We start from the raw sequence: 19,832 nt of genomic DNA, 5'->3' as shown, positions 1-19,832 counted from the left end.
CGCGGCTGCCCGGCGTTATTCCAGCTCGTGCAAGCGCGTCATGTGTAGAATTGGCCCGGTCGGCGCGCCGGTGGTCGAACCACCTTTGGGCTCGAGACTGATTGCCAGGGTCTTCGACGCCTCCAATGCTGCACGGGCCTCCGGTGATAAGGTAATCTGCAACGTGTCTTTGCCGACCGGGATGACACCCAGCGACATGGGATTACCATCGTCGGGTACGACCCATAGCTCGTAATCCTGGTTACCCTCTGCCGGGGTGGCGGCCACAGGCCGCAAGCTGAGCTGGCCAGGCTTGCCGCGCTCGGCCACCAGCCAGAGCGGATCTTTCACGTCTTGCTGGACCACGGCGCCGGACATCAAGGCACGCTCGGGTGCTCCGGGCTGCTGCACCAGCACCACCGCCAGAACAAGCACGATCGCTGTCGCCGCCAAGCTCCAGCCGGCCCACAGCCAATTCAGGCTGCCTTTACGGGTGTCAGATTTAGCGGTCTCCGGCCAGAGGCGCGCTTCTATTCGCCGCCAGACCCGCGCTGGCGGCTCCTGCGCCGGTACGACAGCCGCCAGGGGAGCCAGCTTGTTTTCCCAATACCAGACTTCCTGGCGAATCGACCAGGATTCCATCATCCAGCGCTCAAATCGTCGCCGGGCTCCTCCTTGCAGCGCGCCCAGGGCGTATTCCGCCGCCAGCCGCTCGATACGTTCAGGTGTTCTGTTCATTACTGCAACCCCTCCAAACACCTCTTCAACGCCATGAGACCACGGCGAATCCAACTTTTCACGGTGCCGATAGGCGTACTCAGCGCCGTGGACAATTCATCGTGAGTAAATCCCCGGTAATAGGACAACAGGATGCTATCCCGCTGGGACTCACTCAGCTCTTCCAGGCATCCGCTCAACGCCGCGGCGCCAGCAGCCTGCAGCGACGCATCCAGCGGGTCCGGCGTATCGCCGGCCACGGTCTCCAGCATCTCGTCACCGGAGGTCTGCCGTACCTTACGGGCCCGCATCAGGTCCAGCGTGCGATAACGGGCAATCGTCAGCATCCAATTCAGGGGCGTGCCGCGTTCGCTGTGGTACTCGCTGGCGTGATGCCAGATCCGGATAAAAGCGTCCTGCAGCGCCTCTTCCGCTAGCTCAGGCTGACCGGCAAGCTTCTGGCAAACGCCAAACATGCGGCCGGCCATCTGCCCGTAGAGGGTCCGGAATGCGTTTCTGTCATGCTGGGCCACACGGGCCAACAGCGCCATCAGTTCGTCCTCACCTGTCTCTAAAGCCATCGTTATCTTTGCTCTCGCATCCATTCATTGACGAGGACAGGTAGCTTCAATACGTCCGGGAGGTCGGACGAGATGCAACCTGCTTACTCTCAGATTTTTTTATTTACAAACTGCAACCTTTACGAAACCGGCCGCGTACGACTATACGAGTATGAACAGTCTCATCAATGATGGGCTGTCACTTTTAGTCATTCGAACTACTTACAATAGCAGAGGAATGAACGATGAATGTGATTCTCAAGCGGTCAGCCCTCGCGGCCACGATCGCCGGGCTTTGTCTCGCCAGCGGACAGGGCTTCGCATCTAGCCACCGCGAAGCGCCATTCATTACGGAAGTGCCCAAGGTAGACGGCACCGACTTCTATATGTTCCGTAGCTACGAAAGTGGCCGGCAGGACTACGTGACCCTGATCGCGAATTACCTGCCCCTTCAGGCGCCCTACGGCGGCCCGAACTACTTCGCCCTCGACGAGGACGCCATTTACGAAATCCACATCGACAACACGGCCGATGCCAAGGAAGACATTACCTTCCAGTTCGCCATGACCGATGTCGAGCAGGACTTGCAACTGCCCATTGGCGACAAGATGGTTTCCGCGCCGCTCAAGAACATTGGTGGAATCGGTCCTGCCGCTACGGCAACCGACAACGTTCAGGCGCGCCAGGAATACACCCTTAACGTGATCCGCGGTGACCGCCGTAGCGGTACGGTCCAGACGGCCACCAACGTATCGACCGGCACCGAGACGTTCCGCAAGCCATTGGACAACATTGGCAACAAGTCCATCCCGGACTATGCGGCCTACGCCGGCAACCATGTTACCGAAGTCGCGATTCCGGGCTGCAGTGCCAACGGCCGCGTTTTTGTCGGCCAGCGCAAAGATGCTTTCGCCGTCAACCTGGGTGAAATCTTTGACCTGGTGAATATCTCCAACCCAACCGGCACGCGCGACCAGAACCTGGATCAGTTGGCCAATGCCAATGTCACCTCGTTCGCGGTTGAAGTACCGACCGACTGCCTGACTGGCTCAGCCGTGACTGCAGGGGGCGATCCGGTGATCGGTGGCTGGACCACTGCCAGCGTACGTCAGGCCCGCGTCCTCAACCCGGAACCCACCGTCGATGGCAAAGGCGCCTCGGTGGAAGGCGGTGCCTATACTCAGGTATCACGTCTGGGCATGCCGCTGGTCAACGAGGTGGTTATCGGCCTGAAGGACAAGGACCGCTTCAACGCCAGCGAGCCGATGGGTGACACGCAGTTCCTCGACTACGTCACCAACCCGACCCTGCCTGCGTTACTGGAAATAACCACCAACAGTGCCGTGGTGGCGCCACAGGTGTTCCCGCGTAATGATCTGGTTGCGACTTTCCTGACTGGCATCACGCTCGCAGACGGTGGCGGTAACGTTATCTTCTCTAACCAGCCTGATGGTGGAACGCCGTCCGAAATGCTGCGGCTGAACACCGCCATCCCGGCGGCTGACCCGGCTGTTGCCAACCAGAACGACCTGGGTCTCCTGGCTAGCAGTCCTGACGCCACCGGCTTTCCTAACGGCCGGCGTCCGGTGGACGACGTAGTCGATATCGAGCTGCGCGTTGCCATCGGTGCGACCTTGCCGTTCTTCGGTGAAACCGACCCGAACAATGGCGCTCCGCTGGTTGACGGCGCTGTTGTAGACCAGTCGCTATTACTCGACGGCTTCCCGTACCTGGGCACGCCGCTGCCGGGTTCACCTAATCCGAATAACGCGCCCTAAGCCGGGAGGTGACCAATGAAACGTCTAATCGCACTGATGTGCGTCGTCTTCATCGGCGGCACGCTGGCCGGCTGTTCCGACAGCGACAGCAGCCGCTCGGACGACCCGGAGATGAACGCCCAGGTGGATTTCACCCAGTTCGTTAAGGATGAGATCGCCAACACCAAGGATGATCGTGACGCGGTGGATATCAACGATATCGAATTCACCTTCAACGATCAGGCCAATGAAGAGGCGTTCGACGATGTACTCCAGTAATGGAGCACTTGGCGGCCGGCCCCTACGAGGCAGGGGTTCGGCCGCCCCTCACCCCACCCTTCGGGGTGGGGTATTTTCTCTTTTCCTGGGGCTGGCGCTGATCGCCGGTGACGCTTCCGCGGCCATGCCGCCGGTCGAACCGGTACCGGAAAACGACCTGCTGCTGCGTTTGCAGGACATACCGCCAGCTCCAAGCTCCGCCGACTCTGCCGAGTCCGCTGAAACGGTAGCGGCACGCGTCCAGAGCTATCTGCAGCAGGCCCGTACCAGCGGCGACCCGCGCTTCCTCGGCTATGCCCAAAGTGCGCTGCAGCAATGGCCGGAAGATACGTTGACGCCACGTTTGCGCGTATTGCGCGGCTCCCTGCGGCAAAGCCTGCACAAGTTCGTTGCGGCCGAGGAAGACCTCAAAGCCGTGACAGAATCGGACGCCCCGGCGCAGTTGCGCAGCCAAGCTCAGCTGATCCTCGCCAGCATGGCGCTGGCGCAAGGTCATTACGAAGAGGCGCGGACCGCCTGTCAGGCGCTGGCTGAAGAGTATGCCGGGCTGATTGCCGCGAGCTGTTCGGCTCAGGTCGATGCCCGCACGGGCCAGGCACAATCCGCGTACGAGAAGCTCAAGCCACTGACCGAAGGCGCCCGGGCACAGCGCGATCCCGTCGGCCTCGCTTGGGCGCAAGGCACACTGGCGGATATCGCGGCGCAGCTGGGTAAACCGGAGGCCGAACGGTACTGGCAGGCGATACTCGCCCGCAATCCGGACGATCTCTACACCCGTACCCAGTATTCCGACTGGCTGATCCAGCACGATCGCGCGCAAGATGCGCTGGCGCTCACCGAGGGCTACGAACAGGTCGACAGCCTGGCGGTGCTCAGGGCCGTAATTCTGGCGACGCAAGGCAAGAGCGATAGCCCGCTGATCGAGATGCTGGGCGAGCGATTCGACGAAGCTCAATGGCGCGGTGACCTGCTACACAAGCGCGAGCTTGCCCGCTTCCTGCTGGATGTCGAAGACCAGCCCGAAACCGCCTTTGACTATGCCTGGTCCAACTGGCAAACCCAGCGCGAACCCGCCGATACGCGTCTCGTATTACGCGCTGCGCGGGCCGCGGATAAAGCCGATGCGATTGAAGAGGTCAGTCAGTGGCTGAAACAGCACCAACAGCACGACCAACGCTATCCGGAGGCGACCCTGTGACTGTCTTGACCCGACTGCTGTGTTTAGGCGTGCTGATCGTATTCGCGTCGGCCGCCCAGGCACACAAGGCCAGCGACGGCTTTGTCTATCTGGACGAATCCGGCGAGACGCCCTCGGTGAGGGTCGACTTGGCACTCAGGGATCTGGCGCTGGTTGTACCGCTGGACGCCAATGCCGACCAGCAGATCCGCGGGCGCGAGCTCAGCGCGGCCCGGCCCGAGATCACGCGCTATATCGAATCCGGTCTAAGTGTCCATGCCGGCGATGCCACCTGCGCCCTCAACGGCAATGCCTGGGGTTTGACCCGGCACAGTGACGGCCCCTATGCCAGCGCCCGCTATCAAATCGCGTGTCCGGACGGCGCTGCCATCACCGGCCTGACGTACACATTGCTATTCGATACCGACAGCCTGCATCGTGGCCTGCTGCAACACACCGCCGGCGGACAGGAACAATTGGCGGTTTTGAGCCCAGACAGCCCAAGAGCGGCGCTCAACGGCGAAGGGGGCTCTATGCTCGGCACGTTCCTGGATTTCCTCTGGCAGGGGGTGATTCACTTGGTGCTGGGCTACGATCATGTGCTGTTCCTGATCGTCCTGATTTTGCCCGCCACCATGGTCCGGAGGAGTGAACAAACCGGAGACCGTGGCGTCGCGGTTCGCCGTTTGTGGGACCGTTTGTGGGAACTAGGCGGCATCATCACCGCCTTCACGGTCGCTCACTCCATCACCCTGGGCCTTGCGGCGCTGGATGTGATACGGCCGCCGATCACCTGGATCGAGATCATTATTGCCCTGTCCATTGCCATGGCCGCCATCAATCTGTTCTTCCCGCTGTTCGGTCATAAGACCTGGCGGCTGGCTTTCGGCTTCGGGTTGATACACGGTTTCGGCTTCGCCAGTGTGCTGGGCGACTTGACCAGTGGGACATCGCAAAAGGTATTGGCTTTGGCAGGGTTCAATCTGGGGGTGGAAGCAGGCCAGCTGGCCTTAGTGGCTTTACTGTTCCCGGTACTCTACGCCATGAGCCGGTATCGCGCCTACCAGCGTTTAGTAGTCCCCGCGATTGCGCTGATCGTATCGATCATCAGCCTCAACTGGGCGTTTGAACGCTTCGCCAGCCTGCCGCCGATGTAAGCCGGCGGCTAAGACAGGCAAGCCCGAGTTAAATCAGCCCGCTGTCAAAAGCGGGCTGATTTGCTTGTGGGCCTTTAAACGCAGTCGTTTCAGTGCATGCTGCGCATCTGTCGTGGATACAGCGCCGCACTGACCTCCGGCTCCTCCAGCAGGTCGGCCAGTTCCCGGTCGACTTCGGTTTCCTCGCCTTCATCCGGCAGCGGCTCGAACAGCGTGTTCAGCCAGGCAGCCACCGAGGGTGCTTCTTCCCGGTCGTAATCCGAGGACAATGCACCAATGCGCTTAAAGCCGATAATCCGCTGATGACGCGGGTCGCGGATCTGTTCGAAGCCTCGCCAGTAGATACGGTCACGGGTGTGAAGCTGGACGAACAAGGTATCAATTGGACTTGGCGCGTCCGCGTCTTCCTCCCGTTCCACGGCTTTTTCGCGCTTGGATTTTATGGTGGTCCAGGCCGGATAGAGCACGGCCACGGCATCAGCCTCGACATGTTCCCGGGCCGCACGCAGGATCAGCGCCCAGCGCGCCTTGTCGGCTTCGGTCTCGAGGGAATTGATGGGCAGGTCATAACTTTGATCCGAGGACAGAACGATAGCCATCATGGGAGCGTCCAGCTCTCCCATTGCTTCACCCTGCGCTACAGATACAAGCTCGTCGATCGCAATCGGTTGATTCATGGTACGCTCGCCTCCTCGGTGCCATCAGGGTAGGGAGACACTGGACACAACCGCCTGTCTGGCGCACATACGGCAGACAGGCCGTCAATGCAGTGATCGCCACAAGGGAGTTCGTGGATCTCCCTCATTACAGCATAGCGTGTCTCCGCAAAAGGTTAAACGTGGTGATGCAGGTCGCGGATCACAACCCCTGCGCGACCGGTTCCCTAAAATACCTGCGGCGATGCACTCAGGGCGCGGTGCCGATCTCCTCCAGGCTTTCGTACTGGCTCCACCAGGGCAGCGTCGCCTCAAGCTGCGCGGCCAGCTGCAGCAACATACCGTCGTTGCCGTGTGCGGCGCCAAAGTGCACCCCCACCGGCAGACCGTTGGCGGTCCAGTGCAAGGGCACGGACATTGCCGGCGTGCCGGTCAGGTTGGCCAACTGGGTAAAGGGCGTGCGTCCCAGGCTTTCCAGGGCCAGCTGATCCACCAACCCGCTGCGATGCACCCATCGCCCGGCTTTCAGCATTAACATCAGGCGGCTAACCACCTGCAGATGCGCCGGGGTGTCCAACTCGCCGATCTCGGCCGGCATTTGCCCGTTGGTGGGGCATAGGTAGAGATCGTAGGTTTCGAAAAATAGGCCGAGGGCGCGGGCAAAATCGTTCCACTGCTGGCGCAGACGAAGATATTCCGGCGTTGGCAGCGTTCGGCCGAGCATGCCGATCAGTCGTGTGTCCAGCTCAAAATCCTTGTCCCGCGCTCCAAACTGCCGAGCTGCCCGGTCCATAGCGGTCGACACCTCGCCAAAATACAGCCCCAGGTAACACCGGGCCAGCGCCATGCCGTCGAAATCCGGCCGGGCATACTCGACGTGATGCCCCAGGTTCTCCAAGGTGCGCGCTGTGCCTTCCACTGCATCGAGGCAGGCCTGCGCGACCTCACCCTGGTAAGGCGAGCTGGTAAACACGCCGACGCGGAGCTTGCGCGGGGCGTCCTTGATCAGGTCGTAGTACGGCCTGGATGGCGCCGGGATGGTAAACGGATCGCCAGACTCCGGGCCAGACAGTTGGTCGAGCATCAGCGCGCTGTCGCGGACGCTGCGACTGACGACATGGTCGGCGGATGCGCCGGCCCAGTGCTCGCCCATACCGGGGCCTGCCGACACCCGGCCCCGGGACGGTTTGAGCCCGAACAAGCCATTGTAGGCCGCCGGAATCCGGATAGAGCCGCCACCGTCGTTGGCGCCGGCCATGGGCACGATACCGGCAGCCACCGCCGCGCCGGACCCGCCGCTGGAGCCGCCCGGCGTCCGCGTGCGGTCCCACGGGTTGCGGGTAGCGCCCCACAGCCTGGACTCAGTAACCGCCTTGAGACCCAATTCCGGCGTCGCAGTGCGCCCGATAACGACCAGTCCGGCATGGCGAGCCCGGGATACATAGGCCGAGTCGCGCTCGGCCACTTGATTGCGAAGAGCATAGCTACCGTAGGTGCAAGGCATGCCGGCCTGTTCCTGGGCCAGGTCCTTGAGCAAAAACGGCACGCCGGAAAACGGACCTTCGTCGCTAGGCGCCTGATCGAGCGCTTCGTTGAACTGGGAATGGCAAATCGCGTTGAGTGCCGGGTTGACGGCATGTGCCCGCTTGATCGCAGCGCCAAGCACCTCCCGCGAGGACACCGTCTTGCGGCGGATGAGGTCGGCTAACCCGACAGCATCGTACTGCAGGTATTCACTGACTTTCATGGATGATCCTAACGTTATTATGGGGTCGCCGCCGGCAGTGTGAAAACTGTGCCAAGGCGCCCGGTCATGTGGTGTCGGCCCAGCATAACCCCCAGCCCGGTCATAATGGCAGGCCGCTCAAGATCGACGCTGCGTGCAACAGGGCCTTTCGACGGTTGGCGATTCTTACGACAGTTTCATGCCTGAGCCGCCGTGGCGCTGTTGCAGCGAGCGATTGCGGTCGCCAAACTTCGGTGGTCGAATCCAACCTGCGATGACAAAGGCCCCAAAGGACATCCCGATCCATGACTTTCTGTTTGCCCAACACCACCCCCCATCCGCGGATGCTGTTGTTCATTGTCGCCGCTCTGGTGCTGGCGGGATCGGCCCGGGCGGAAAAACTAAAGGAATGGACCTCCGTCATCCGCGAATCGCCCTATTGGGAAAGCCAGGGCGTCTACGACAACATCCTTACCATCCGCCGCTGGATTCTGCAGGAGAACGGCTACTGCAGCGAGAGCGAGCGCCACATCCTGTTTGACCGCCGGGGCCGTTTCCTGGGCTATATGCAAAACGCATCCACCAGAGCGGCCACCCAGCGCAAACTCAACGACACCCGCCAATCGATGGCGAAAGATGGGCGCGCGGATTACTGGGTCGCAGGCGCACCCGACACCACCGGCTACCCCTTCGCCCTGGCCTGCGACCAACCCCACGTCAACCTGAGCGAAGCCCTCGCCCGCTATGTTGGCAGCACGTTCTCTGACCTGCTTTGGGGTGCTTGGGACGACCTGTCGCTCGGCACCTCGACACAACCGGTCTCGCTTCATACCGCGCTGGCCGGTATTTATCGCACCCGCTACGAACAACAGCGGCTGGACGATGTACCGGAAGACATGCCCCGTTTCCTGGCGGGTCAGTTGCTGATCGAAAGCGGTGGCCAGCAACGGGCCCATTCCGCTGCCAACGCCCGGGGCATCATGCAGCTCTCCAGCATGGTCTTGGGCGATTGCGGTATCGGTCCGAGCCACTACTGGCACCGGTTGGCACAAATGGACTGCGCACTCAGCCTTACCGCCCAGAACGCCCGCAACCTGCGCCCGGTGTTCGACGCACGCTTCGGACACCTGCCGAAGGAGAAGCGCGACCGGCTCTTTACCCTCTTGCTGGTACAGGCCTATCATGGCGGCGCCGCACGCGTGCAGACGCTGATGGAAGATGACGCCCTGGCGCAGCCGGCGGCCTATTTCGCCGAAAACCATGCGCGCTACAGTGCCGGCGATATTGCCTTTGGCCTGATTTACCACAACTTGGGCCGCAACCGCCTGGGGCTGTCATCGCTGTACTATGTCACGGATGTGGAGCTAGCGTCCGCGGCACTGTGCCGGCTGCCAAGCATGAGGGGCGACGCGCTCTGCGCCGAGTAAAGCGCCCCTGAATAACAATTGGAGATACACGCTTGGATTGGCTGTTTCTGTCTGCTGTCCTGCCCGCCACCCTGGATCCGGCCCTCGCTATTATTCTGCTGGTCGCTTCGGCCATCACCTCACTGATCACCGCCAGCCTAGGCGCGGGGGGCGGCGCGCTACTGCTGGTACTGATGGCCTTGTGGCTGCCACCGGCGGCCATTATCCCGGTGCATGGTTTGATTCAGCTCGGCTCCAACGGTGGGCGTGCCGCGCTGACCTTGCGTTATGTGGACTGGCGCGTGCTGGCCATTTTTCTGCCCGGTGTCGTGCTGGGTGCGGTGCTGGGTGCGGCGGTGCTGGTCAGCCTGCCGCCGGCGATCTGGCAACTCACGATTGCGCTATTCATTCTCTACCTGTGCTGGGGTCCGAGCCTGCCTAAAGCCATCCTGAGCCCGATCGGTGTTTTTTTGGCAGCTCTGGGCACGACGTTTCTCACGTTGTTCGTCGGCGCTACCGGTCCCTTGGTCGCCGCATTCATCAAGCAAATTCATCAGGACCGTTTTCGTACCGTGTCGACCTTTGCCTGCGCGATGGTCTTGCAACACGGCGCCAAAGCCGTCGTGTTCGGCTTCGCCGGTTTCGCACTGGGTCAGTGGCTGCCGTTTATCGCCGCGATGATCGTTTGCGGCTTTGTCGGTACCTGGCTCGGGTTGCATGTGCTTCGGCGGCTCAGCAACCGGCGTTTCCAGCAGTTCTTCAACGTGCTGCTCACATTGCTGGCGCTGCGACTCATTTGGCAAGCCGCCGAGATGTCAGGATGGATGGGCTAATGCACTTTTTGCGCGCAGCCGCTTTTGGCGCCGGTCCTCTATAAAGCCGTTGATTGCCAGGGCGGTGAGGATGATCGCTCCCCCGGCAAAGGCCAGCGGCCCGGGCAGTTCATCCAGGAAGATCCAGACCAGCAGCGTTCCCAACACTGTTTCCAATAGCAGGAACAAGCTGACTTCCGCCGCGGGGATATAGCGCGGCCCGGTCTGTATCAGGATGCTGGCAGCCGGCAGGAAGCCAACGCAAAGCAACACGATCAATCCGAAATCCCGCCAGCCCGGCCACGTCATGCCTCCGAAAAAAGCGGCAACGACGCAGACCAACAGCGCACCGAAAATCAACATCAGGCTCATGTCCGCGTGGGGCCTCGAGCGCGCCACCGCCAGATTGGACGCTAACGAGAAGGCGGCGACGCCCGCCATGACCAAGCCCAGGGGCTGGCCTTTGCCCATCTCGCCCGCCGCCATCAGGGTAGCGCCGGAAATACACACCAGAATCAGCACCCAGGTCCTCAGAGGCAAACGCTCACGCCAAATAGCCCAGGCCAGTAATGCCGCGATAACGGGCGCGGTGTTGAGGATAACCAGCACATTCCCGGCCGCAGTATGTTTCATGCCCATCACAAACCCCAGGGTGCTACCGGCAAAGGCCAGCCCACAATACAGCCCCCGCCGACCACACAGACGCATCTCGCTGATCAGACGTCTGCGATAACGAACGCTATTGATGACCGCAAAGGACAGCGCCAGCAGCAGCCCTCGCCAGAACAGGAACGTCACCGGCGTTACCGAAGTCGATTTGACCAGCAGGGCATCCGGCGAAAGCAACAGCACACCAAGACCGGCGATCATAAAACCCTTGAGGCGGGTCTGGTGGATCAGAGCCTGTTCGGATACCGAGTTCACGCGTGCCGTCCTATCTGCTGTTCAATCTTGTTCATTCACGACCCGGCCGTCTCAGGCGCCTGGACTACAACCTGATTTCGTCCGCGAGATTTCGCTGCATAGGCGCCTTCGTCCGCCCGGGCGAGCACCGCTTTCACCGAAGCATCCGAGGCCAGGATGCCCGTCATACCGATACTGGCGGTAACGCTGAAATGCCGGCCGTCCTGCTCCAGCACCAGGGCTTCGATGCCTGAACGCAGAGATTCGGCGATGGCCGCAGCCCGCTCCAGGCCGCACCCTGGCAGGATCACGCCAAATTCGTCGCCCCCCAGCCGAGCGACCATGTCCGACTGGCGCACCCGGCTGCGCAATAGGTCCGCCAAATGGCGCAACAACTCGTCGCCCAGCAAATGGCCGCCCTGATCGTTCACTGGTTTGAAATGATCCAGATCGATCATCATGACCACCGAAACGTTATCGTCACCGGCGTTCTGATCGACCAGATTGGAGAGCGTGGCGGTAAAAGCGCGGCGATTGTGAAGGCGGGTCAAGGCATCATGACTGGCTTCCCAGGAAAGACGTTCTTCCTGGCGCCGGCGCTCGCTATCATCCCGAAGTACAAAGACGAACTGGCCGGCGCTGTACTCGCCTTCGGTGTGCAGCATGCTGAGTTCTACTTCGAAGCTGACATGGCGGATGTTGGTCATAATCGCGTCGAGGTCCGTTAACTGTCGCTGTTGGCTGAACTTGGCAAAGTCCCAGGGCGCGCCACCTACTTCGACACGAATGAGTTCGAACAGCCCCTGTCCTACGATGGCATCGTCAACACCCAGGAATACATGGGCCGGTGGGTTAGCGAAGCTGATCCGGCCGTTACTGTCGGTCATGATGACGCCCTCGTGGAGAGCACCCAGTATGCTCTCGGCGCGATCTCGCGCCACCCGCAGCTCAGCCTCTATTTCAAGCTCGCGGGTGATATCCCTGATGACGCTGATCGTCCCCAGGGATCGATCTTGCGTCTGAATGGGGGACGTCGCCATCGATACCCAGATCGTGCGATTCGTTCGGCGGTCGTACAGCCGATATTCACCCTGACGCATCTCGCCGGTCCGTAGCACTTCTTGCCAGTCTGCCAGGACTTGGCGATGATCGCCTTGATGCACCGCCATCAGGATAGGCCGGTTACTCAGGTGCTCGAACGCCACCCCGAGAATCGCTTCAAAGGCCGGATTGGCAAACACGATGCGGCCCAGGACATCGGTCTGGATAATGCCCACCGGCGAACGTTCAGACAATGAGCGGAAATAGGCCTCCTGCTGCTCCAGCTCGAAGCGGGCGGCTTCGCGCTCTTGACGAACCAGGTTGAAAGTATCGACCAATTCCTGGATTTCCTGGCCCCCGCCGACATCGACAGGCTTTTCCCGGCGTCCGGCATGCCGCTCCCGGATCTGCTCAGCCAGTTGCGGCAGAGGATTGAGTAGGCGGGTGAAAAGCCGCAGGGAGAGCGGTATGAAAAGCGCCAGAACGCCAAAGGCTACCCAGAACATGACTCTGGAAAGCGCTCGAATTGGCGCGAAGGCTTCGCTGGTTGGCAGCGCAACAGTCACGAACCAGGGCGCCTCGTTCAGCTGGCGATAGGCCACTAAACTTTTCACACCTTCTTCTTCCCGTACCAGGCTTACACCCTCTGCTCCTTTCGTCGCTTGTTGGTACACGGAGTCGACCATATTCAACGGTTTCAGAGCTTCCCTCTGCCGAGCGTGAACCAGCCCCATGCCGGAGCGGGTGCCCACACTCACATAACCGGTTTCACCGATCTTCAAGCTCTTTAACTGGCCAAGGAAGCTCCGCTCATCCAGATTGATCGTACCAAGAAGCATACCGATCATTTGGCGCTTGTGATCGAAGATCGGGGACGTGACCGCAACGACGGGTATGTTTTCATCGCGTGACACGAAAGGCTGGGAGATAAGTGTCGTCAACTGCTGGCTGGTTAACTGGAAATAGTTGCGGTCAGTAACGTCCACTCCAACCGCCTCGGTGTTATCTGCCCCGGGAACGGCGGCACGCACGATCCCCGACGAATCGATCAGATAAATTCGATGGAAAAGCGCATCCAATGCCGCTTGTCGCTCCAAGACAAGCTGCGCCCTTCCGATAAGACTCTCCTCGTTCATGGTCAGGCTTCGCGCGGCTTGGGTGATGGCATCGAAGCGTTCCGCCAATTTGGCGTCGATATTGTCGGCGATGAGCCCTGCATGCGTCTCAAGCTGGCTCCGGGCCTGGCTTTCCAACTCCTGCTGTCCGACAGCGATTCCCACCAGCGTCGCCGTAAATGTAATAAGAACCACGACGAGGACAACGACGCCCACCGCCCGGTTCTTGAGACTATCGAACCAGTGCCTGACCTTCTGCAACGACTTCTGCAACAAGTAGGAACCTCCGCCCTGTATTAACTTCCGGATATATCACTGCGCGGCAGCACGTTTACCCTCACGAGCGCTTGGCACAAAGTCCACCGCGCAGACTTCTGGCCCTCTGACGGCCGATTTAGCGCACTTTTCGCCCCGCAGTCTAACAGACCCGTCATGACCTGAGAGGTCTTGATCGGTAGCTAAATCTAATAATAATCGTTACTATTTACAGTTCTGATCGCTAAGTGCCGAGGAACCCCATCGTGCCTGAATCAACCGCCACCACAAGCTTCACCGGACAATTCGGCCCATTGGAGCAACTGCTGGATTACGGTGGGCCCGTCATGGGCGTGCTGATCGTTCTGGCCGTAATTGGTCTGGCGACATTCATCTACGCCATGCTCGTGGGCGTGTTGTTAGCTCCGCGCGCCGATCGCAACCTAAAGCAAAGCATTAGCCGCTGGGAAGCCAATCCGAGTAACCAGGCGGCCACTCAGCTGGGCCAAGCCCGACATGGCGTGAAGCGCCTCAATCCCCTGCCACCGCTAGTCGCCACCGCCATGAGAGATACGCTGGGAGGGCTCAGCGAAACCCAGCAGCGTGAAAACATTGCCCGCTTGGCCCAGCGCGCGCTTCAGCCGTTTGAATCGCCGCTAAAAATTATTGAAGTGATCGCCGCTCTGGCGCCGCTTCTGGGTCTACTGGGCACCGTAATGGGGATGATGGAAGCGTTCAGTGCCATGGCCTCAGCCGAAGGCCGGGCCAGTGCCAGCCAGTTGAGTGGCGGCATCTATCAGGCGCTGATGACCACCGCCGCGGGTCTGGTGATTGCCATTCCCATGGCTGCGATGGCCGCCTGGATGGAGTTCCGCCTCCGCCGGCTCAGTACGCAGATGAATGATTTTCTGGTGCGCGTCCTGTCTGCGATGCCTGGCGACGGCAAGGCCCACAGTGCCCCCATCCAGGAAACCACGACCCATTCAGAACAGAAACGGGCCAGTGTGAGCGGCACCGGCGAAGAGAAGCGTTTCGCCCATGCAACTGGTTGAACCCCGGCCTCATCGACGCCTGCCGATTCGGATGACGCCGCTGATCGACGTTGTCTTCATTTTGCTGGTGTTTTTCATGGTCACCTCGCGCCTGGCGCCGACCAGTCATCTGGACCTGGATAATAACACGGCACGCTCCGGAGGAGGGGATGGCGCCCCCTTACCCGAGCTGGTCATGCAGGCGGACGGCCAAATCCAATGGAATAATCGCACGGAAAAAGTGGGCAATGTTGCCAGCGCGCTGATCAGCGACGGCAAAACCGAAGTCAATTTAGAAACCGAAGGTGACGTCCCCCTGGGGCTGTTTACCCAAGGCCTGACCGAGCTTCAGTCAGCGGGCATCAATACCCATTGGCGGCGTTCCACCACTAACGGCGATCCGCAACGCGATTTGCAATGAAGTCACTGCTCCCAATCCACGATAAAATCGATAACCGCACGCTGCTCGATCGCGTGGAAGACGCCATGCTTCCGCTGATCAATCTCGTGTTCCTGTTGCTGTTGTTCTTTATCGTCGCCGGCCACTTGACCGACGACCCGCTACCCCAGCTACCGGGCACGGCGGAAGCGGGCGAAAGTACGGCGCCCAAAGCCGACCTGATCGTTACCGGTGAAAACCAGTGGCTGATCGGCCAGAAGCCTGTGACCCAGGACACCCTTACCCAGCAATTGCCGGAACCGACCGATGGGCGTCCATTGCGCATAGCCGCAGATGCCGGCGTTACCCTGAACGATCTCGAAACCCTGCTTCGGGCGCTGGAACAGGCCGGCTACAGCAAAATCACATTGCTTACGGAGCCCAGCCTGTGAGCCGAATCATCCGTGCCGGGATCGCTGTCTTCGCGATAACCCTCACCCTGGGCGTGGGCTTCTTGTTCGCTCGCTCCGCCGATGAAATCCCCGTCCCGAAAGGCAATGCCAGCGTGACCGCGCAGGCCGTCATCAGCTTGAACCTCGCGGCCGAAAAAGCGGAGCCGGAAGCTGCGCCAGCACCTCAGCCCAAAGCAGCACCCAAACCCGTTGTAGAAGAGAAACCCGAACCTAAGCCAAAGCCTGAACCGAAACCTGAACCCAAACCAAAGCCAAAGCCGGAACCGGAACCCAAACCAGAGCCAGAGCCAGAGCCAGAGCCAGAGCCAGAGCCAGAGCCAGAGCCAGAGCCAGAGCCAGAGCCAGAGCCAGAGCCAGAGCCAGAGCCAGAGCCAGAGCCAGAGCCAGAGCCAGAGCCAGAGCCAGAGCCAGAGCCAGAGCCAGAGCCAGAGCCAACGAAAAGTGTAGCCCCGCCGACAGCGGAAGCAACGCCAACAACAGCTACGGCGCCAACTCAAACCACTGAACAACCGGCAAAAGAAGCTTCGAGCCGCCCGCAGCAGGTCGAGTTGACTGCTGGCCGCTCGGACTCCGAGGACAGCTACCTGGCCTCACTCAATCGTCACCTGGCCCAGAAATACGAGTATCCTCGCAGAGCCAAACGGCGTAATCAGGAGGGCACGCCTGTCGTCCATTTCGAGTTCGATCGCCAGGGCAATCTTATCGCGCTGTCGCTATCGGAGGGGACACGGTACCGTTTGCTGGACGAGGCAGCGCTGGAAATTATCCGCAACAGTGAGCCGCTACCGGAAGTGCCCGAAAGTATGAAAGGCGAGAGCTTCTCCTTCTCCCTGCCCATTCGCTACGAGTTACGCGATTGACCGCCACGCCAAACGGACGCCAGCCAGCATCATCCAAAGTCGAATTGGACCTATGGAACAGGCTCACAGCTTTTAAAGGCGGTGCGCCCACTCTCTCAAGCTCAGCTTCAACCCTGTCCTAACTCTCCTAACTCTCCTAACTCTCCTAACTCTCCTAACTTCATCAGCCTGGGCAACATTTCGCCCACACAGCAAGATTTGGCTCGATTGGCGCAAGAACTTGCTTGATCGGCTGAAGGCCTGGGTCGTGACTTTCGGTTAGTCGTCTGTTTTTCCCTTGCTTTTCCTATTCTGGCACAAGTCTTGTTCTCTCTTTGGCGTCCTCACACTGAATGGACTCAACTGGAGCCGCCTTTTTGGCTCCCAACTTTCCGTCAAGGAGCAGACTATGCCAACCCCATGTTATATCAGCATCGAAGGTAAGACTCAGGGCAACATCACCGCCGGTGCCTTTACCTCCGACTCCGTCGGCAACATCTACGTCGAAGGTCACGAAGACGAGATGCTGGTTCAGGAATTCAACCACATCGTCACTGTGCCGACCGACCCCCAGTCCGGTCAGCCCGCCGGCCAGCGCGTGCACAAGCCGTTCAAGTTCACCGCTGCCCTGAACAAGGCCACTCCGCTGATGTACAACTCCCTGGCCTCCGGCGAAATGCTGCCCAAGGTCGAGCTGAAGTGGTACCGCACCTCCGTCGAGGGCAAGCAGGAGCACTTCTTCTCTACCATTCTGGAAGACGCCACCATCATTAACATCGACTGCAAGATGCCCCACTGCCAGGACCCGGCCAAGGCCGAGTTCACCCAGCTGGTGGAAGTGTCTGTCGCCTACCGTAAGGTCACCTGGGAGCACGGCGTGGCCGGTACTTCCGGCTCTGACGACTGGCGTTCGCCGGTAGAAGCGTAAGGCTTCGCGCTTGGTTCATCGATCCTGTGAGGGATTCATGAACTGAGGTTTTGGAACGGCCAGCCCTTGCTGGCCGTTTTCGGGTGTGTTGCAAAGGGTGTTTCGGGACCGCACGAGGCCCGCCAGAAGTGGAGGGGTTCCCGCGCTGGAGGAGGGGCAGGGACGCCCCGGTCGTCCTGGCTGGCCAAGGACGGCCATCCAGGACAGCGGAAGCGCAGTAACCCCTTCACTTCCGGCACCGGGTTTCCAGCCGAACACCGCCCTTACCCGAGCAGCTTTTGCAACACGCCTGCAGGTGTCAGCGATCACCGCTGCACTTGTCCGAGATCGCTTACAGCGCTGATCGCAGGCAACCGTTACACTCTGGCGCTTCAGCGGGTCATGTGTGCCCGCTGCAGGAAGCAGTAATGACTCAAGGAAGAGACCCCCATGCCCCAGCCTACCGGCCTGCAGTTTACGGCCCGCCTCGGTCGCTTGCCCGACGACACCTTCGCGGTGGTGGATTTCGAGCTGACCGAGCAGCTTTCGCAGCCCTTTGTCCTTAAATTGAATCTGGCCAGTCGCTTTGCCGACCTGGCGGTAGCCGATGTGCTGGATCAGGGGGCGGAGCTGGTGATCTGGCAGGACGGCCAGGCGGTGCGGACCGTGCAGGGGGTGGTCAGCGCCTTCAGCCGGGGCGATACCGGCCATCGGCGCACCCGCTACTGGGTAGCCGTCCAACCCGCCCTGTGGCGGTTAGGATTAATGCACAACAGCCGCATCTTCCAGCAGCAAACCCCGGAGACGATTCTGGGCACCTTGCTGGACGAGCGGGGGCTGGTGGATAAACACTTTAATCTCAAGCGCACTCCTACCGAACGGGAATACTGCGTCCAGCACCGGGAGACCGATCTCGACTTTCTCAACCGGCTCGCCGCCGAGGAAGGCTGGCACTACCGCTTTGACCCTGACACCGCCGGTCAGCCGTTGGTGATGGCCGACCATCACCGGGACGCCCCGGAACTGCCCGAGGTGGGTTACAACGCCATGGCCGGGGGCAGCCACAAGGCCCCCTGTATCTTCACGTTCCAGTACACCGAAACCGTCTCGGTGGCTGGGGTGGCGCTGAAGGACTACACCTTCAAGAACCCCGCCTATGCGCTGATGCACCAGGCCCATGCTGCCGATAGCGAAGCAAACCAGCGGACCGATTACGAACACTACGACTACCCCGGACGCTTCAAGGCCGATGCGGCGGGGCAGCCGTTTACCGAATCACGGCTCGACAGCCTGCGCAGAGACGTCAGCGTCGGAAAAGGGGAAAGCAACCGGGCGGACTTTACCGCCGGGGCGAAGTTCACGCTGGATGGCCATACCCAACCAACGCTCAACCGGGACTGGCTGATCACCGCCGTCAAGCACGAAGGCAAACAACCCCAGGCGCTGGAAGAGGAAGGCGGTAGCGGGGCCACCACCTACAGCAATGACTTCTGGACCGTGCCCGGGGATAGAACCTGGCGGCCCCGGATAACGGATAAAGAGAACCCCCGCCCACGCATGGACGGCCCGCAGATGGCCCTCGTCACCGGCCCCGAGGGTGAAGAGATCCACTGCGACGAACATGGCAGAGTCAAAGTCCGATTTCCCTGGGACCGCTACTCACAAAACAACGAACACAGCAGCGCCTGGCTCCGCGTCTCCCAGGGTTGGGCCGGCGGCAGTTACGGCTTTATGGCCATCCCGAGAATCGGCCATGAAGTGATTGTCTCCTTCCTCGATGGCGATCCGGACCAGCCGATCATCACCGGGCGGACCTACCATGCCACCAATACGCCACCCTACGCGCTGCCGGAGCATAAAACCCGCACGACAATAAAAACCCAGACCCACAAGGGCGAAGGCTCCAACGAACTGCGCTTCGAGGACGAAGCCGATCAGGAACAGATCTACGTTCACGCCCAGAAGGACCTGGACCTGCTGACCGAGAACGACCGCACCGAGGTCATCCATCACAATAGCCACCTCACTGTGGACAACGACCGCTACAGCCACATCAAGGCTAATGATCACAGCACGGTCAATGGGGAGAAGCGGGAGAAGATCGGCAAGGACATGAGCCTGACGGTCGGCGGCAGCCACCACAGCAAGCAGGGCAAAGCCCAACTGGTCGAGGCCGGCAGCGAAATCCACCACAAAGCGGGCCTGAAAATCGTCGTCGAAGCCGGCGCTGAAATCACCCTCATGGCCGGCGGCAGTTTCGTTAAGGTCGATCCCAGTGGGGTGACGATTTCCGGTCCGATGATCAAGATGAATTCAGGTGGATCGCCGGGGAGTGGGACGGGGCAGTCGGCCGCGACACCCGGCCTTCCGCAAAGTCTGGACGCCCATACCAGCAGCAAGCTCGTCCCGGCGACCCTGGCACAGGCGAATACCCGAGAACAGGGGGCATCAACCGCCTTTAATTACCGGAAAGTGCCCGGCAGCAACATTGCCGCCCTCGCGAGCACATCCGGTAGCCAGGCGTTTGAAATCGCACCCAGCAGCTCAGAGAAGCTCAAACAAGTGGCCCAGAAAGACCTACTTTTCAGCGGCCAATGTCATCGGCAGGCTGACGGCACATGTCCACTCGCCGACTGTCCGTGTACAACTGCGTAAATACGGGT

General features: G+C 60.6%; 19 protein-coding genes. 12 read left to right on the top strand and 7 right to left on the bottom strand.

Translation table 11 applies throughout. The features are described from left to right. Nucleotides 1–15 precede the first annotated feature (15 nt). A complete protein-coding gene (locus FXO11_RS01270; RefSeq protein WP_148861202.1) occupies nt 16–717 on the bottom strand; it encodes an anti-sigma factor in 702 nt (233 codons plus the stop codon). Beyond that, nucleotides 717–1,277, bottom strand: coding sequence for an RNA polymerase sigma factor (locus FXO11_RS01265; protein ID WP_148861201.1), 561 nt, complete (start codon nt 1,275–1,277; stop codon nt 717–719). The genes FXO11_RS01270 and FXO11_RS01265 overlap by 1 nt, the downstream gene beginning before the upstream one ends. Before the next feature lie 224 nt (nt 1,278–1,501). Between FXO11_RS01265 and FXO11_RS01260 the strand changes: the two genes are divergently transcribed. From FXO11_RS01260 to FXO11_RS01245, 4 genes are read left to right on the top strand one after another with little or no spacing between them, the layout of a single operon-like run. Then, on the top strand, nt 1,502–3,034 hold the full coding sequence (locus tag FXO11_RS01260) for a DUF4331 domain-containing protein (RefSeq protein ID WP_148861200.1): 1,533 nt from the start codon (nt 1,502–1,504) through the stop codon (nt 3,032–3,034). A 15-nt stretch (nt 3,035–3,049) separates the two neighbouring features. Continuing rightward, nucleotides 3,050–3,292: a hypothetical protein gene (locus FXO11_RS01255; protein WP_148861199.1), complete on the top strand. Its 243-nt coding sequence runs from the start codon at nt 3,050–3,052 to the stop codon at nt 3,290–3,292. Then, nucleotides 3,279–4,490 (top strand): tetratricopeptide repeat protein, encoded by a 1,212-nt coding sequence (locus FXO11_RS01250; RefSeq protein ID WP_227546005.1) that lies wholly within the window; start codon nt 3,279–3,281, stop codon nt 4,488–4,490. Before FXO11_RS01255 ends, FXO11_RS01250 begins: the two co-directional genes overlap by 14 nt. Continuing rightward, nucleotides 4,487–5,626: a HupE/UreJ family protein gene (locus FXO11_RS01245; protein ID WP_227546004.1), complete on the top strand. Its 1,140-nt coding sequence runs from the start codon at nt 4,487–4,489 to the stop codon at nt 5,624–5,626. The genes FXO11_RS01250 and FXO11_RS01245 overlap by 4 nt, the downstream gene beginning before the upstream one ends. Nucleotides 5,627–5,715: 89 nt before the next feature. Here the strand turns inward: FXO11_RS01245 and FXO11_RS01240 are convergent, their stop codons facing one another. Next, entirely contained in the window at nt 5,716–6,303 is a 588-nt protein-coding gene (locus FXO11_RS01240) for a hypothetical protein (RefSeq protein ID WP_148861198.1), read from the bottom strand. Between the two features lie 229 nt (nt 6,304–6,532). After that, entirely contained in the window at nt 6,533–8,029 is a 1,497-nt protein-coding gene (locus FXO11_RS01235; protein WP_148861197.1) for an amidase, read from the bottom strand. Between the two features lie 284 nt (nt 8,030–8,313). Here FXO11_RS01235 and FXO11_RS01230 point away from each other — a divergent pair, with 284 nt between their 5' ends. After that, nucleotides 8,314–9,435: a lysozyme family protein gene (locus tag FXO11_RS01230; RefSeq protein WP_227546003.1), complete on the top strand. Its 1,122-nt coding sequence runs from the start codon at nt 8,314–8,316 to the stop codon at nt 9,433–9,435. Nucleotides 9,436–9,467: 32 nt separating this feature from the next. Beyond that, on the top strand, nt 9,468–10,247 hold the full coding sequence (locus FXO11_RS01225; protein WP_148861196.1) for a sulfite exporter TauE/SafE family protein: 780 nt from the start codon (nt 9,468–9,470) through the stop codon (nt 10,245–10,247). Here FXO11_RS01225 and FXO11_RS01220 read toward each other — a convergent pair. Both FXO11_RS01220 and FXO11_RS01215 read right to left on the bottom strand, forming a co-directional pair. Next, nucleotides 10,230–11,150 carry a DMT family transporter gene (locus tag FXO11_RS01220; protein ID WP_227546002.1) on the bottom strand — a complete coding sequence of 307 codons (921 nt, stop codon included), beginning with the start codon at nt 11,148–11,150 and terminating at the stop codon, nt 10,230–10,232. The genes FXO11_RS01225 and FXO11_RS01220 overlap by 18 nt on opposite strands. A 35-nt stretch (nt 11,151–11,185) precedes the next feature. Further along, nucleotides 11,186–13,561 (bottom strand): sensor domain-containing diguanylate cyclase, encoded by a 2,376-nt coding sequence (locus tag FXO11_RS01215; RefSeq protein ID WP_148861195.1) that lies wholly within the window; start codon nt 13,559–13,561, stop codon nt 11,186–11,188. A 245-nt stretch (nt 13,562–13,806) separates the two neighbouring features. Here FXO11_RS01215 and FXO11_RS01210 point away from each other — a divergent pair, with 245 nt between their 5' ends. The 3 genes from FXO11_RS01210 to FXO11_RS01200 are packed head-to-tail and all read left to right on the top strand — an operon-like array spanning nt 13,807 to nt 15,402. Further along, entirely contained in the window at nt 13,807–14,592 is a 786-nt protein-coding gene (locus FXO11_RS01210; RefSeq protein ID WP_202980266.1) for a MotA/TolQ/ExbB proton channel family protein, read from the top strand. After that, a complete protein-coding gene (locus FXO11_RS01205; protein ID WP_148861194.1) occupies nt 14,579–14,992 on the top strand; it encodes an ExbD/TolR family protein in 414 nt (137 codons plus the stop codon). Before FXO11_RS01210 ends, FXO11_RS01205 begins: the two co-directional genes overlap by 14 nt. Beyond that, the gene (locus FXO11_RS01200) at nt 14,989–15,402 is read left to right on the top strand and encodes an ExbD/TolR family protein (RefSeq protein WP_148861193.1); all 414 of its coding nucleotides are present in this window, start codon (nt 14,989–14,991) and stop codon (nt 15,400–15,402) included. The genes FXO11_RS01205 and FXO11_RS01200 overlap by 4 nt, the downstream gene beginning before the upstream one ends. Before the next feature lie 231 nt (nt 15,403–15,633). Here the strand turns inward: FXO11_RS01200 and FXO11_RS20370 are convergent, their stop codons facing one another. Continuing rightward, nucleotides 15,634–15,897, bottom strand: coding sequence for a hypothetical protein (locus FXO11_RS20370; protein ID WP_168203105.1), 264 nt, complete (start codon nt 15,895–15,897; stop codon nt 15,634–15,636). A gap of 74 nt (nt 15,898–15,971) precedes the next feature. Here FXO11_RS20370 and FXO11_RS20365 point away from each other — a divergent pair, with 74 nt between their 5' ends. The 3 genes from FXO11_RS20365 to FXO11_RS01185 all read left to right on the top strand — a co-directional run bounded on the left by FXO11_RS20365 (nt 15,972) and on the right by FXO11_RS01185 (nt 19,824). Then, nucleotides 15,972–16,283 (top strand): energy transducer TonB, encoded by a 312-nt coding sequence (locus FXO11_RS20365; protein ID WP_168203104.1) that lies wholly within the window; start codon nt 15,972–15,974, stop codon nt 16,281–16,283. A gap of 388 nt (nt 16,284–16,671) precedes the next feature. Further along, nucleotides 16,672–17,190, top strand: coding sequence for an Hcp family type VI secretion system effector (locus FXO11_RS01190; protein WP_148861191.1), 519 nt, complete (start codon nt 16,672–16,674; stop codon nt 17,188–17,190). A 429-nt stretch (nt 17,191–17,619) separates the two neighbouring features. Next, entirely contained in the window at nt 17,620–19,824 is a 2,205-nt protein-coding gene (locus tag FXO11_RS01185; RefSeq protein ID WP_148861190.1) for a type VI secretion system Vgr family protein, read from the top strand. The last annotated feature ends 8 nt before the right edge of the window (nt 19,825–19,832 follow it).

This window comes from Marinobacter fonticola, from assembly GCF_008122265.1.
GTDB classification, from domain to species: Bacteria; Pseudomonadota; Gammaproteobacteria; order Pseudomonadales; family Oleiphilaceae; genus Marinobacter_A; species Marinobacter_A fonticola.
Note: the sequence above shows the minus strand (reverse complement) of the source record. Positions and strands in the feature narration are given on the sequence as shown.